At 68.0% G+C, this 12876-nt stretch carries 15 protein-coding genes; 4 read left to right on the top strand and 11 right to left on the bottom strand.

The window, feature by feature from the left end:
- Window positions 1-65 precede the first annotated feature (65 nt).
- The 3 genes from BLU08_RS11020 to BLU08_RS11010 all read left to right on the top strand — a co-directional run bounded on the left by BLU08_RS11020 (window position 66) and on the right by BLU08_RS11010 (window position 2212).
- Window positions 66-788 (top strand): EI24 domain-containing protein, encoded by a 723-nt coding sequence (locus BLU08_RS11020; RefSeq protein WP_090199448.1) that lies wholly within the window; start codon window positions 66-68, stop codon window positions 786-788.
- Window positions 781-1185, top strand: a complete 405-nt coding sequence (locus BLU08_RS11015) for a hypothetical protein (protein ID WP_197676861.1) — start codon at window positions 781-783, stop codon at window positions 1183-1185. The genes BLU08_RS11020 and BLU08_RS11015 overlap by 8 nt, the downstream gene beginning before the upstream one ends.
- An 85-nt stretch (window positions 1186-1270) precedes the next feature.
- A complete protein-coding gene (locus tag BLU08_RS11010) occupies window positions 1271-2212 on the top strand; it encodes a hypothetical protein (RefSeq protein WP_090199446.1) in 942 nt (313 codons plus the stop codon).
- Between the two features lie 3 nt (window positions 2213-2215).
- On the opposite strand, the gene BLU08_RS11005 is transcribed toward BLU08_RS11010, so the two are convergent.
- The 11 genes from BLU08_RS11005 to BLU08_RS10955 form a co-directional block, all read right to left on the bottom strand.
- Window positions 2216-2695 carry a hypothetical protein gene (locus tag BLU08_RS11005; RefSeq protein ID WP_090199444.1) on the bottom strand — a complete coding sequence of 160 codons (480 nt, stop codon included), beginning with the start codon at window positions 2693-2695 and terminating at the stop codon, window positions 2216-2218.
- A gap of 8 nt (window positions 2696-2703) precedes the next feature.
- Complete coding sequence (locus tag BLU08_RS11000) at window positions 2704-3063, bottom strand: iron-sulfur cluster assembly accessory protein (protein ID WP_090199442.1); 360 nt, start codon at window positions 3061-3063, stop codon at window positions 2704-2706.
- Window positions 3063-3566: an SUF system Fe-S cluster assembly protein gene (locus BLU08_RS10995; protein ID WP_090199440.1), complete on the bottom strand. Its 504-nt coding sequence runs from the start codon at window positions 3564-3566 to the stop codon at window positions 3063-3065. The genes BLU08_RS11000 and BLU08_RS10995 overlap by 1 nt, the downstream gene beginning before the upstream one ends.
- Before the next feature lie 32 nt (window positions 3567-3598).
- On the bottom strand, window positions 3599-4825 hold the full coding sequence (locus tag BLU08_RS10990) for an aminotransferase class V-fold PLP-dependent enzyme (protein ID WP_090199439.1): 1227 nt from the start codon (window positions 4823-4825) through the stop codon (window positions 3599-3601).
- Window positions 4822-5619 carry a SufD family Fe-S cluster assembly protein gene (locus BLU08_RS10985; RefSeq protein ID WP_090199437.1) on the bottom strand — a complete coding sequence of 266 codons (798 nt, stop codon included), beginning with the start codon at window positions 5617-5619 and terminating at the stop codon, window positions 4822-4824. Before BLU08_RS10985 ends, BLU08_RS10990 begins: the two co-directional genes overlap by 4 nt.
- Before the next feature lie 91 nt (window positions 5620-5710).
- Window positions 5711-6466 (bottom strand): Fe-S cluster assembly ATPase SufC, encoded by a 756-nt coding sequence (gene sufC, locus BLU08_RS10980; protein ID WP_090199435.1) that lies wholly within the window; start codon window positions 6464-6466, stop codon window positions 5711-5713.
- Window positions 6459-6947, bottom strand: a complete 489-nt coding sequence (locus BLU08_RS10975) for an endonuclease domain-containing protein (RefSeq protein WP_090199433.1) — start codon at window positions 6945-6947, stop codon at window positions 6459-6461. Before BLU08_RS10975 ends, sufC begins: the two co-directional genes overlap by 8 nt.
- A complete protein-coding gene (locus BLU08_RS10970) occupies window positions 6944-7312 on the bottom strand; it encodes a hypothetical protein (RefSeq protein ID WP_090199431.1) in 369 nt (122 codons plus the stop codon). The genes BLU08_RS10975 and BLU08_RS10970 overlap by 4 nt, the downstream gene beginning before the upstream one ends.
- Window positions 7312-8826, bottom strand: a complete 1515-nt coding sequence (gene sufB / locus BLU08_RS10965; protein WP_199797295.1) for a Fe-S cluster assembly protein SufB — start codon at window positions 8824-8826, stop codon at window positions 7312-7314. Before sufB ends, BLU08_RS10970 begins: the two co-directional genes overlap by 1 nt.
- Window positions 8823-9263: an SUF system Fe-S cluster assembly regulator gene (locus BLU08_RS10960; RefSeq protein ID WP_090199430.1), complete on the bottom strand. Its 441-nt coding sequence runs from the start codon at window positions 9261-9263 to the stop codon at window positions 8823-8825. Before BLU08_RS10960 ends, sufB begins: the two co-directional genes overlap by 4 nt.
- Before the next feature lie 300 nt (window positions 9264-9563).
- Window positions 9564-11396, bottom strand: coding sequence for a DUF885 family protein (locus BLU08_RS10955; RefSeq protein WP_090199428.1), 1833 nt, complete (start codon window positions 11394-11396; stop codon window positions 9564-9566).
- Between the two features lie 406 nt (window positions 11397-11802).
- On the opposite strand from BLU08_RS10955, the gene BLU08_RS10950 reads away from it, so the two are divergent.
- Complete coding sequence (locus BLU08_RS10950) at window positions 11803-12876, top strand: quinone-dependent dihydroorotate dehydrogenase (protein ID WP_090199426.1); 1074 nt, start codon at window positions 11803-11805, stop codon at window positions 12874-12876.

The raw sequence follows: 12876 nt of genomic DNA, 5'->3' as shown, positions 1-12876 counted from the left end.
TCCAAGGGAAAGCGGCCGACAAGCCGTTTGACAGGGCCGCAGCGCGCCCTATCCCTGCGCCCGTGATGCAGGCGGTGCTCGCTTCCCTCGTGAAAGGCTTCGGCCAGCTCGGCGATCCGGCGGTGATCCGGGTCGCGGCGAAGAGCGTCGGGATCACGTTGCTGGTGTTCGCTGCCGGGGCGGCGATGGTGTGGTGGGGGCTCGGCCTGCTGGTCCGCAGCGGTCCGCTCGAGGCGCTCCTGCCGGACGGATACGAAGGACCGGCGCAGGCATTCGCGGCCCTGGTCCTGTCGCTCCTCGCCTTCTGGCTGCTGTTCCGGGTGGTCGCGCTCGCGGTCCTGCAATTCTTCGCCGACGAGATCGTCGCGGCGGTCGAAGCGCGGCACTATCCGCAGGCGGCCGCGCGGGCGAAACCGCTGCCCTTCGCGCGCGACCTTGCCAATTCGCTGCGCGGCGCGGGCCGGGCGCTGGCGCTCAATGCGCTCGTTCTTCCGCTCGTGCTGGTCCTGTGGATCACCGGCATCGGACCTGCGCTGGTGCTGCTGCTGGTCAACGCCGTGCTGCTCGGGCGGGAGCTCACGGACATGGCCTGGCTGCGGCACGAACGCGATTGCCCCGCCAACCCGGTGCCGAAATTCCAGCGGTTCGCGCTCGGCGGGGCGATCGCGGCGCTGATGCTGGTGCCGTTCGCCAATCTCCTCGCGCCCGTTCTCGGCGCGGCGGCGGGCACCCATCTCGCGCATGGCGCCATCGCCCGGCGCGGGGCGGGGGAGCCGCGCCATGCGTGACAGCCTTCGCCCCGCCGCGGCGCTCCTGCTTGCCGCCGCGCTCGCCGGATGCGCGGGCGGGGGCGCCGCGGTACCGCTGCCTTCCGCCCCGGCGCGCCCCGATCCAGAGGCCCTTTCCCGCGTCCCGCGCGGGCCGGTCGAAAGCGACGCGGCGGGCGTGCTCGGTTCCGATGCCGCGACGCTGCGTGCGCGCTTCGGCGAGCCGCGGATCGACCTCGACGAGGGCGAGGCGCGCAAGCTGCAATTCGCGGGCTCCGACTGCGTGCTCGACATCTACCTCTATCCCCCGCGCCCCGGCGACGCCCCGGTCGCGACTTATGTCGAGGCGCGGCTGCGGCAGGGCGGCGGCGCGATCCCGCGCGATGCCTGCCTCGCCGCGATCGAAGGCGGGCGGTAAGGCCCGTTCGGGCCGCTGGTAACCCCGCCTTAAGCCTGCCTGTGGCATCCGCGAGCCGCAGACCAGGCAGGGAACCGACCGGGACATGACGACGCATTTCACCGAGCTGGCGCGCCGCGCCGCCGCCGACGGCAAGGTTTCGGCGCCCGAACTGCTCGCGCTGCGCCAGCACGGCTGGGGCGACGGGATCATCACCCGCGAAGAGGCCGAGGCGCTGTTCGCGGTCAACAACGTCCTCTCGACGCGGGACGAGCCGTGGTGCGACTTCTTCGTCGAGGCCATCGGCGAATACGTCCTCAACGGCTCCGAACCGCGCCTGCAATGCTCCGAGGAAGAGGCGCAGTGGCTGATCGACAGGATCGACCATGACGGCGTCGTCGAAAGCCTCGTCGAACTCGAAACCATCGTGCGCATCGTCGAACGGGCGCAGAACACGCCCGTGCGGCTCAAGGACTATGTCCTCGCCCAGGTCGAGCGCGAGGTGCTGACCGGGATCGGCCCGACCCGCTGCGGCGGGGCGCTCGCCGCGACGCACATCACCGCGGCCGAATGCCGCATCATCCGCCGCGTGATCTTCGCCAGCGGCGGCCACGGCCCGGCGGCGGTGAGCCGGTTCGACGCGGAAATGCTGTTCCGGCTGAAGGACGAGACGCTGGCCGAGGAAAACGCGCCCGAATGGGACGACCTCTTCCTCGACGGCGTGTCCAACTATCTCAAGGGCTTCGCCCTGCAGAACGCCCAGCTCGAACATGGTCGCGCGCGCGAGCTGCAGGCCTTCATCGCCGACAACAGGCCGAACGTGGCGCGTTTCATGGGGAAGGTCGCCAGGGAAATGCCGAACGCCGCCAACCATTTCGGCAAGGTCTTCGGCAGGAAGGACGCCGGCCCGTCCTTCGCCGAACAGGCCGCCGCCGGGGCCGAAGTGACCGATTGCGAACGGGAATGGCTCGAACAGATGATCGATGCCGACGGCGAGGTCGACGAACTCGAACGCCGCCTGCTCGCCCGGATCATCGAGGAAGGCTGAGCCTCATCCCTCCAGCGCGGCGAAACCGCTCTCGACCAGCGCGCGCCAGCGGCGCTGGCGGTGGGTGTAGAAGCTCCGCGCAAAACCCGCGACGATCGGGGTGAGAACACCGGCGTCGATCGTCACCTGATCGATGTAGCGCGTGCCCCTGCCCCCGGGGTCCGGACCGATCGCGATCCAGTGATCCCATTGCCGGATCAGCGGGCCGTAGCCATTGTCGCGCACGTAGAGCACCTTGCCCGAAGGTTCGGGCAGGCTGATGACGACCGCCTGCCAGCCGATCGGGATCACGCCGAACAGGAACATCCGGGCGCGATATTCGCCGGGGTGCCAGAATTCGGGAAAGGGCCGCCCGAGCGGCTTGAAACGGATCAGCGGCGCCGCGATGTGTTCGAGCAGCGCGGATCGCCGGACCTGGGCGAACGCCTGTTCGGGCGAACAGTCGAGATGCGTCGCGAGTTCGACCGTGACCGGCGCGGCCATCGCGGCCGTCAGACCATGAAGCTTTCGCCGCAGCCGCACGCGCCCTTGGCATTGGGGTTCTCGAACACGAAACCGGCGGTGAAATCGTCCTCCCGCCAGTCCATGACCGAACCGACGAGATAGAGCACGCTCCCCCCGTCGATGTAGAAGGTGCCGCCCGGCGTCTCGATCTTCTCGTCGAACTTCTGCTCTTCGGTGACGTAGTCGACCGAATAGGCGAGGCCAGAACAGCCCCGGCGCGGGGTCGACAGCTTGACCCCGATCGCATCCTCGGGCGCGTTCTCCATGAGATGGGCGATGCGCGCCTCCGCGCCCCTGGTCAGGGTGACGGCGGCGGGCAGCTGGCGGGTCTTGGTCTCTGTCGTCATCACAGCATTCCCAGTTCGAGGCGCGCTTCGTCGGACATCTTCTCCGGGCTCCACGGCGGATCCCACACGAGCACCACTTCGGCGTCGCGGATGCCGGGGACGGAGCAGACGCGCATTTCGACTTCGCCCGGCATCGTCTCGGCGACGGGACAGTGCGGCGTGGTCAGCGTCATGGTGACGGTCGCGTCGCATTCCTCGTCGACCTCGACACCATAGATAAGGCCGAGATCGTAGATGTTAACCGGGATCTCCGGATCGTAGATCTCGCGCAGGGCCTCGATCACGGCGCCCTGCAATTCGCCGCCCGCGCCGGTGGCCGGGGTTTCGGGCGGGGCGGCCGCGAGGAAGCCTTCGAGATAGTCGCGCTCGCGCCTGTCGGGCGCGGCATCGGGATCGACCGCATCCTCGACCCTGGCGCGGGGCGGCTTGGCGGGCGTGTCGATCACGTCTTCGTTCGGGGCCGGTGCGGCGACATATTCGCGTTCACTGGTTTCGTCGGTCATGAGCCTGTCCTTCGGCGGCTTTCGTCCATTGCTCAGGATTGTCCAAAGATCTTGCGGGTGCGCCGGATGCCTTCGAGCAGCGCATCGACATCGGCCTCGGTCGAATAGAGGCCGAAACTGGCGCGGGCGGTGGCGGGCACATCGAGATAGTCCATCAACGGCTGCGCGCAATGATGCCCGGCGCGGATCGCAACATTCGCTTCGTCGAGGATCGTGCCGAGATCGTGCGGGTGGATGTCTCGAAGCGCGAAGCTGACGATGCCGGCGCTGTCGTCCGGCCCGAACACGCGCACGTCGTTCATCGCGGTGAGTTCGCGGCGCAGCTTCGCGACCAGCCTTGCCTCGCGCTGGCGGATCGCGTCGAGGCCGATTCCGCAGACGTAATCGGCAGCGACGGCGAAGGCGATCGCCTCGGTGATGGCGGGCGTCCCGGCCTCGAAGCGCTGGGGCGCGGGCGCGTAGGTGGTCCTTTCGAAGGTGACGCGGTCGATCATCGCCCCGCCGCCTTCCCACGGCGGCATGTCGGCCAGGATGTCGCCCCGCGCCCACAGCGCCCCGATCCCGGTCGGGCCGTAGAGCTTGTGCGCGGAAAAGACGTAGAAATCGCAATCGAGCGCGCTCACGTCGACGGCCATGTGCGGGGCCGACTGGCATCCGTCGAGCAGCAGCTTCGCCCCGACCGCATGGGCCATCCGCGCCGCGCGGGGCGCGTCGAGCACGCTGCCGAGCACGTTCGAGACATGGCACAGCGCGACGAGCTTGTGCTTCGGCGTCAGCATGGCCTCCGCCGCGTCGAGGTCGATCCGGTGATCCTCGGTCAGCGGGCAGACGTCGATTTCCGCGCCTGTCGCCTCGGCCACCATCTGCCACGGCACGATGTTGGAATGGTGTTCGAGCCGCGAGAGCAGGATGCGGTCGCCCTCCTTGAGGTTCGCCCGGCCCCAGGCGTTCGCGACGAGATTGATCGCCTCGGTCGCGCCGCGGGTGAAGACGATCTCCTCCTCCGCCCCTCCGAGGAAATCGGCGATCCGCCGGCGCGCCGCCTCGTAGCCCAGCGTCATCTGCGCCGAGCGCGAATAGACCCCGCGGTGAACCGTGGCGTAATCCTCGCCCAGCGCGCGGGCCATGGCGTCGATCACCGCGCGCGGCTTCTGCGCGGTCGCGGCGGTGTCGAGGTAATGCCACGGCTCGCCTTCGGCCGTGAACATGCCGGGGAAATCGGCCCTGAGGTCGCGGTCGATGGTCACGGGCGCATTCATCGCGGCGCCTCCTCCAGCGCGGCAAGCGCGGCGTCGAGCAGGCGGGTGTGCTCGACCTCGTCCTGCAGCGCGACAAAGGCGTCGGCGATGAAGGCCTGGACCAGCAGGCGCTGCGCCAGTTCGGGCGAGATGCCGCGCGCGGCCATGTAGAAGCGCGCCGCCTCGTCGAGTTCGCCGACCGTCGCGCCGTGCGCGCACTTGACGTCGTCGGCGAAGATTTCGAGCTGCGGGACGGCGTTGGCGCTTGCCCCCGCTTCGAGCAGCAGACCCTTGAAATCCTGCGCCGCGTCGGTCTTCTGCGCGTCCCTGGCGACCTTGATCTCGCCGAGGAAATTGCCGGTCGCCCCGCCCCAGTGGACGCTGCGGACGGTCTGGTTGCTGGTCGCGCCCGGGTGGTCGTGGCGCACGGTGGTGACGAATTCGCGGGTGACGTCTCCGCCGCCGATCGTGACGCCGCCGAATTCGAAATGCGCCCCGCTTGCGAGCGTCACCTCGATCTCGACCCGGGTGTAGTCGCTCCCCGCATTGGCCGCGAAGAGTTCGAGCCGGGCGCCCTCGCCGAGCGTCACGCGGATGCGGTGCAGTTCGGGGGCCTGCGAACCGACGATCATGCACTGGCGCCGCGCTTCGCCCGCTTCGACGGCGATCTCCCGCCAGTTCTCGAGCGCTTCCGGCCCGATCCGGCCGAGCGCGTCGATATCGGCATAGCGCCACGCCTCGTCGCGCCGTGTCGGCGTCGGCGTCGGTGTCGGCGTCGGCGGGGCGGGGGTGGGGAGGGTTGTCGTGTCGGTCATGCTGACCCCTTCTTCGATTGGCGTTCGGCCGCCCGGGCGAGCCGCCCGCACCTGGCGCGCAGGCCGGGCAGAAGGGCGGCGACGGGCCGCATCAGGCGGCGGCCTCTTCCATCACCGCGTCATAGCCCTCTTCCTCGAGCCGCAGCGCGAGTTCGGGGCCGCCGGTCCGCACGATCCTGCCTCCGGCCAGCACGCTCACCCGGTCGGGCTTCACCACGTCGAGCAGGCGCTGGTAGTGGGTGATGAGCAGCACGCCCTTGTCGGGGTGCCGCATGATCGCGTTGATCCCCTCACCCACCACGCGCAGCGCGTCGATGTCGAGGCCCGAATCGGTTTCGTCCAGCACGGCAAAATCGGGATCGAGGATGCCCATCTGGACCATCTCGGCGCGCTTCTTCTCGCCGCCGGAAAAGCCGACGTTCACCTGCCGCTTGAGCATTTCCATGTCCATCTTGAGCAGGCCGGCCTTTTCCCTCGCGAGCTTGAGGAATTCGCCGCCGCTGACGGCTTCCTCGCCCCGGTACTTGCGCTGGGCGTTGAGGGCTTCGCGCAGGAACTGGACGTTGGAGACGCCCGGAATCTCGACCGGGTACTGGAAGCCGAGGAACAGGCCCGAAGCGGCGCGTTCGTGCGGTTCGAGTTCGAACAGGTCGTGCCCCTTGAAGGTCACGCTGCCGCCGGTCACCTCGTAGCCCGGCTTGCCGCCGAGCACGTTGGCAAGCGTCGACTTGCCCGCGCCGTTGGGGCCCATGATCGCGTGGATTTCCCCGGCCTCGACCGCGAGGGTCAGGCCCTTGAGGATCGGCTTGCCGTCGACTTCGGCGTGAAGGTCTGTGATCTCAAGCATTGCGTTGTCCTGTCTGATGAGCGCGGCGCGCTTCCTGCTTGTCGGCGATGCGCTGGCGCATCCCGGCGGTGATGCGGGCGAGGACGCCGTCCATGTTCTCGAGCACTTCGGATGCCCTGACCCGCATGACCTTGATCCCGACCGCCTCGAGGCTCCTGTCGCGGCGGGTGGCGAGCGCTTCGGTGTCGCCCTCCTCGAAGATGTCGACCGCCATGCCGAGCGTGTGGCAGTTGAAATCGACGATGGCCGAGCCGACGACGGCGTGGCGGGTGAACTTGTGCCGGCCGAGGTCCGCCTTGGCGAAGCGCGCCGCGAGCGCCTTGTGCGCCTCGGACGAATGGCGCCGCAGCTCGCGCGCCTGTTCGTGCAGCGCATCGAGGCGCTTGTCCGAAATCTCCCACCCGCGGCCCTTCTTCTTGAGCGCGGGGGCTTCGTCGGTGGCAGCGTCGGGGTTGAGGGCGAGGGTTTTACGGGTGGTCATTGTTTGCTTCCAAACCGGTCGCGGGCCATTTTTCTGCCCATTTCGGCAGCCCTATCCGCTGCCGAAATATCAGCAGCGACCTCTTTGATTTGCTGATGGGTCATCCGAAGGACTCGATTGATCTGCCGATAGTCCTCTTCCCCGCTCAAAACTGCGGCCTTAGCCTCAGGCAGCTTTGTGACGAGTTGGGTCTGAACACGGCGCCACAGACGAATATGGTCGTCTTCGCCGTCCCTCGCCAAGCCAAGCCGCTTAGCCATTTGGAACTGCTCTTCGTGGCCTGCAATTCGATCGCCGATGATCCTCAACTCTTCGACCAAACTGTCAATTTTCTTAGCCACCTTCGCTGGGCTAGTGCCAAACATCACCCCACGCTCCCTTCCAGCGAAATCGCCAGCAGCTTCTGCGCTTCGACCGCGAATTCCATCGGCAGTTCCTTCAGCACCTCGCGGGCGAAGCCGTTGACGATCAGCGCCACGGCCTCCTCCTCGTCGAGCCCGCGCTGCATCGCGTAGAACAGCTGCTCGTCGCTGATCTTGGAGGTGGTCGCCTCGTGCTCGATCTGAGCCGAGGGGTTCTTCACCTCGATATAGGGCACGGTGTGCGCGCCGCAGGTGTCGCCGAGCAGGAGCGAATCGCACTGGGTGAAATTGCGCACCCCGTCCGCCTTCGGACCCACCCGGACGAGGCCGCGATAGGTGTTCGACGACTTGCCCGCCGAAATGCCCTTGGAAATGATCGTCGAACGGGTGTTCTTCCCGTTGTGGATCATCTTGGTGCCGGTGTCGGCCTGCTGGAAATTATTGGTCACCGCGACCGAGTAGAACTCGCCCACGCTGTCATCGCCGTTGAGCACGCAGGAGGGATATTTCCACGTCACCGCAGAGCCGGTTTCGACCTGCGTCCAAGAAATCTTGGAGCGGTCGCCCTGGCACAGCCCGCGCTTGGTCACGAAATTGTAGATCCCGCCCTTGCCCTCGGCATTGCCGGGATACCAGTTCTGCACGGTCGAATACTTGATCTCGGCATCTTCCAGCGCGACCAGTTCGACCACGGCGGCGTGGAGCTGGTTTTCGTCGCGCATCGGCGCGGTGCAGCCTTCGAGATAGCTGACATAGCTGCCCTTTTCGGCGACGATCAGGGTGCGTTCGAACTGGCCGGTGTTCTCGGCATTGATGCGGAAATAGGTCGAAAGCTCCATCGGGCAGCGCACGCCTTCGGGGATGTAGACGAAGGTGCCGTCGGAAAAGACCGCGGAATTGAGACAGGCGAAGTAGTTGTCGTTGCGCGGGACCACGCGGCCGAGCCACTTCTTCACCAGTTCGGGGTGTTCGCGGATCGCCTCGGAGATCGAGAGGAAGATCACGCCCGCGCGCAGCAATTCTTCGCGGAAACTGGTGGCGACGCTGACCGAATCGAACACGGCATCGACCGCGACCTTCTTCGCGCCCTTCACCCCGGCGAGAACTTCCTGTTCGCCCAGGGGAATGCCGAGCTTGTCGTAGACCCGCTTGATCTCGGGATCGAGCTCGTCGAGCGATTCGAGCTCCTTCTTCTTCTTGGGCGCGGCGTAGTAATAGGCGTCCTGGTAATCGATCGGCGGGTAGCCGACCTTGGCCCAGTCGGGTTCGGGCATGTCCTGCCACATCCGGAACGCCTTCAGGCGCCAGTCGAGCATCCATTCCGGCTCGCCCTTCTTGGCGCTGATGAAGCGCACCGTGTCCTCGCTCAAACCCTTCGGCGCGAACTCGGTTTCGATTTCCGAATGCCAGCCATGCTCGTATTCGGCTGCGCGCGCGGCGGCGTCGCGGGCGTCGCGGTCGGTCAGCTCTTCGGTGTCGAGCCGATTTTCGGTGTCGATGCGGAGATCGTCGCTCATGCTGCCTTCTCTCGGATGGTGGGTTTCGGAACGGGGGGCGGCGGGTCGCGCAGCTGGGCCAGCGAGATGTTCGCCAGCGCGCCGCGCAGCGCGTCGTTGATGATCGGCCAGTGCGGTTTCATCGTGCAGCCGACCTCGAAATCGCAGTCGCCATGGTCGATGCAGGCGGTGAGCGCGATCGGGCCTTCGACCGCCTCGACGATGTCGGCGACGGTGATCGCCGCGGCCGGGCGGCCCAGTTGCAGCCCGCCGCGCGCACCCCTGACCGAACGCAGGAGGCCCGCCGCGGTCAGCTTGGAAACGAGCCGCTGCACGGTCGGCACGGGAAGCCCCGTTTCCGCCGCCAGTTCCGCCGCGCTCACCCGCCCGTCGCCGCAATGGCGCGCGGCCTGCGACATGGTGATGACGGCGTAGTCGGCGAGATTGGAAAGGCGCATCGGCTCCTGCTTGCGAACAATTCTTAAATCGGACGGTTTCGGTCCGATTAGGAAATACGACTGATTCGCTCGGATTTCAACGCCGGATTGCCTTTTGCGAGTCGTTAGCGGGAAAGCCGGGAGTTTCGGGTGCGGCAGGCGGGCGGCGCGCGGTCGCCGGGCCTGTCTCCGGTGTCGCGGGCGGTGGGCGTGGCGGCTGGCGCGCGAGGGATCGAACCCGCTCGCGCGCTGCTGGCCGGGCGCCGCGATCGTCGGGTGGTGCGCGGGAAGCGGGCGCTGGTGCGCCGCGCCGCGCCGCCGTCAGCCCCCTCGCCGCTTTTCCGCGATCCACTTGTCGACATTCTCCTCGAGCACCGAGAGCGGCACCGGCCCGCTCAGGAGAACCGTGTCATGGAACCCGCGATAATCGAAATCCTCGCCCAGTTCGGCCATGGCGCGATCGCGCAGGTCCATGATCTCGAGCTTGCCGATCATGTAGGCGGTCGCCTGGCCGGGAAAGACGATGTAGCGCTCGATCGCCTTGACGATGTCGCCTTCGGGATTGGGCGTGTTGTCCTTGAGATACCGGATCGCCTCCTCGCGGCTCCAGCGCTTGGAATGGATGCCGGTGTCGACGACCAGCCGGCAGGCGCGCCACAGCTCCATGCCCAGCCGGCCGAAATCGGAATAGGGATCCTCGTAGAAGCCCATGTCCTTGGCGAGTTCCTCCGAATAGAGGCCCCAGCCCTCGGTATAGGCGGTCCACCCGCCGAAGCGGCGGAAGGGCGGCACGTCGCCGAGTTCGGTCTGGAGCGCGCGCTGGAGGTGATGGCCGGGCATCCCCTCGTGATAGGCGAGCGCCTCCAGCTCGTTCTTCGACATGTCGCGCAGCTTGTAGAGGTTGACGTAATAGGTCCCCGGCCGCGAACCGTCGACCGCCGGGCTCTGGTAGAAGGCCTTGCCCGCGCTCTTCTCGCGGAACGCCTCGACCGGCTTGATGATCATGTCGGCCTTGGGCAGGCGGCCGAAATATTCGGGCAGCCTGGCCTCGATCGCGTCGAGCCTGGCCTGCGCGTCGGCGAGGTATTCCTCGCGCGTGTCGTAGTAGAAGCGGTCGTCGGTGCGGGTGTATTCGAAGAAGTCCTGCAGGCTCCCCTCGAAACCGACCTTGTCCATGATCGCGCGCATCTCGCCGTGGATCCGCTCGACCTGCTCGAGGCCGATGCGGTGGATCTCGTCGGCGGAAAGCTCGGTCGTCGTGTAGTTCCTCAGCAGCGCGGCGTAATAGGCTTCGCCGTTGGGGAAGCGCCACACACCGTCATCGGCGGGTGCCATCGGCTGCTGGCGCTTCAGTTCGGCGAGCAGGCGGCGATAGGCCGGCAGGGCGCTGTCGTTCCACGCCTGCGCCGCCTCGGCCTTCATCGCCGCGGCGGTGTCCGCATCGAGTTCGAGCGCGTCGACCTTCTGGCCGAAGTCCTGCAGCACGGCGTTGTCGTCCCCTGCCGCGATCAGCCCTTCGACATCGCCGATCATGTAGGGATAGGTCCAGTCGGGCGGCATCACCCCCGCCTCGGCCCGTTCGCGCGCCTCGGCGACGTGGGCATCGAGCTGCGGCCCGATCCCGCCGATTCGCGAGATGTAGGCCCGCGCATCCTCCGCGCTGCCGACCCGGTGGATGTTGATGAGGAAGGCCGGGATCCCGTTGTGCGGGCCGGACCGCTGGTCGAACACGTAGCCCAGCTTGCGATAGGGCCACAGCATGGCGCCGCGCTGCGCGGTGAGATCGAACAGGCGGTAGGACAGCGCATCCTGTTCATCCAGCGCGGCCGGATCGAACTTCGCGCGCATCTGCGCCGCGGCATAGAGCAGCATCAGCGCCTCGCGCCGCTCGGCCTCGTCGGAAACCTCGCCCCAGCGGGCGTAATCCTCGTCGCGGATGCCGCGATAGGCCTTGGTCGCGGGGTTCATCGCGAGGCTCGCCTCGTCATAGGCCTCGAACAGGTCGCCGATCGTCTCCGCCTCGCCGATCGCGGTCCAGGCATCGTCGCCGGTCGCGGCGTTCACCGGCGGCGGCGCGTCCTGGGCAAGCGCGGGGACGGCGTTCGCAGCGGCGAGCGCGAGAACGGAAGCGGCAAGAAACGTGGTGTGGCGCATGGAAACCCTCTCGTCATGCCGGAGGGCCTTGCGAAAGGGCGGCCCGCCGGGTCCTGGGCGCAGGCCATAGCCAAACCGCGGATCATTTGAAAACCGGGAAAAAAAGGGCGGCCCCGGTGAGGAGGCCGCCCCTGAAGTCGAGGAACTCTTCGCATTGCTGCTCCGAGCCCTTCGGGTCGCGGGGAAGCGTATAGGGGCAAGATCGCGGCGATAATTGTATGCAAGCGACAGCGGGCGAAACGAAGCGGGGCAAACGCCTCACAAATGTTGGTTTTTCGCGCGTTTCGGGGCCATGGTCCGGGCCGCCGCAGGGCTCGCGCGGGCGGGCGGGTGCGGCGGCGATGCGCCCGCTCGCGGGGCGCGCCCTCGACAGGCCGGGGGAAAGTGGCATAGCGCTGCGCCCGCCATGCTGTTCGACCTTTTCAGACCCGCGCTGTTCGCGCTCGACCCGGAACAGGCCCACCGGCTGGCGATCCGCGCGCTCTCGCTGCTGCCGGCCAGGCCGCCGGCGCGGCCGGGGCCGCTCGCGGTGGAGGTCGCAGGGCTCGCCTTTCCCAACCCGGTCGGCGTCGCGGCGGGTTTCGACAAGGATGCCGAGGTGCCCGACGCCCTGCTCGGCCTCGGCTTCGGCTTCACCGAGGTCGGTTCGATCACCCCGCTGCCGCAGGCGGGCAATCCGCGCCCGCGCCTGTTCCGGCTGGTCGAGGACGAGGCGGTGATCAATCGCATGGGGTTCAACAATGCCGGCGCCGGGGTCGCGCTCGCCCGGCTTGCTGCGCGGCATGGTGGGCAGGGCGTGGGCAGACAGGGCGCGGGCAGGCCGGGCGTGGTCGGCGTGAACATCGGGGCGAACAAGGATTCGTCCGATCGCACCGCCGATTACGCCACCATGGCGCGACTCGCGGCGCGCCACGCCTCCTATCTCGCGGTCAACGTGTCGAGCCCCAACACCCCCGGCCTGCGCGCGCTGCAGGACGAGGGCGCGCTGGCGGGGCTGCTCGACGCGGTGATCGCGGCGCGCGACGAGGCGGCCGGGCAGGGCACACCGCCCCCCGTCTTCCTCAAGGTCGCGCCCGATCTCACCCCGGCGGATGTCGACGCGATCGCGCGAATCGCGCTCGACAGGCGGCTGGGCGCGCTGATCGTCTCGAACACGACGGTTTCGCGGTCCGGCCTCGCCTCGCGCCACCGCGGCGAGACCGGCGGGCTTTCGGGCGCGCCGCTGAAGGCGATGGCGCTGAGACGGCTGCGCGAGTTCCGCAAGGCGACCGGCGGGGCGATCCCGCTGATCGGCGTCGGCGGCATCGCCAGCGCCGAGGACGCCTTCGAACGGATTCGCGCCGGGGCGAGCCTGGTGCAGCTCTACACGGCGATGGTCTATGCCGGGCCGGGCCTCGGCGGGGCGATCGTCAAGGGGCTCGAACGGCTGCTGCGGGAGAGCGGCTTCGCGAGCATTGCAGAGGCGGTGGGAAGCGAATAG

The sequence above is a fragment of the Erythrobacter sp. HL-111 genome (genome assembly GCF_900105095.1).
Lineage (GTDB): Bacteria > Pseudomonadota > Alphaproteobacteria > Sphingomonadales > Sphingomonadaceae > Erythrobacter.
Note: the sequence above shows the minus strand (reverse complement) of the source record. Positions and strands in the feature narration are given on the sequence as shown.

Bases quoted from the DNA above. Each gene is read 5' to 3' on its own strand.
- BLU08_RS11020 (WP_090199448.1), top strand. From the start codon at position 66: ATGCAGGCGGTGCTCGCTTCCCTCGTGAAAGGCTTCGGCCAGCTCGGC.
- BLU08_RS11015 (WP_197676861.1), top strand. From the start codon at position 781: ATGCGTGACAGCCTTCGCCCCGCCGCGGCGCTCCTGCTTGCCGCCGCG.
- BLU08_RS11010 (WP_090199446.1), top strand. From the start codon at position 1,271: ATGACGACGCATTTCACCGAGCTGGCGCGCCGCGCCGCCGCCGACGGC.
- BLU08_RS11005 (WP_090199444.1), bottom strand. From the start codon at position 2,695: ATGGCCGCGCCGGTCACGGTCGAACTCGCGACGCATCTCGACTGTTCG.
- BLU08_RS11000 (WP_090199442.1), bottom strand. From the start codon at position 3,063: ATGACGACAGAGACCAAGACCCGCCAGCTGCCCGCCGCCGTCACCCTG.
- BLU08_RS10995 (WP_090199440.1), bottom strand. From the start codon at position 3,566: ATGACCGACGAAACCAGTGAACGCGAATATGTCGCCGCACCGGCCCCG.
- BLU08_RS10990 (WP_090199439.1), bottom strand. From the start codon at position 4,825: ATGAATGCGCCCGTGACCATCGACCGCGACCTCAGGGCCGATTTCCCC.
- BLU08_RS10985 (WP_090199437.1), bottom strand. From the start codon at position 5,619: ATGACCGACACGACAACCCTCCCCACCCCCGCCCCGCCGACGCCGACA.
- sufC (WP_090199435.1), bottom strand. From the start codon at position 6,466: ATGCTTGAGATCACAGACCTTCACGCCGAAGTCGACGGCAAGCCGATC.
- BLU08_RS10975 (WP_090199433.1), bottom strand. From the start codon at position 6,947: ATGACCACCCGTAAAACCCTCGCCCTCAACCCCGACGCTGCCACCGAC.
- BLU08_RS10970 (WP_090199431.1), bottom strand. From the start codon at position 7,312: ATGTTTGGCACTAGCCCAGCGAAGGTGGCTAAGAAAATTGACAGTTTG.
- sufB (WP_199797295.1), bottom strand. From the start codon at position 8,826: ATGAGCGACGATCTCCGCATCGACACCGAAAATCGGCTCGACACCGAA.
- BLU08_RS10960 (WP_090199430.1), bottom strand. From the start codon at position 9,263: ATGCGCCTTTCCAATCTCGCCGACTACGCCGTCATCACCATGTCGCAG.
- BLU08_RS10955 (WP_090199428.1), bottom strand. From the start codon at position 11,396: ATGCGCCACACCACGTTTCTTGCCGCTTCCGTTCTCGCGCTCGCCGCT.
- BLU08_RS10950 (WP_090199426.1), top strand. From the start codon at position 11,803: ATGCTGTTCGACCTTTTCAGACCCGCGCTGTTCGCGCTCGACCCGGAA.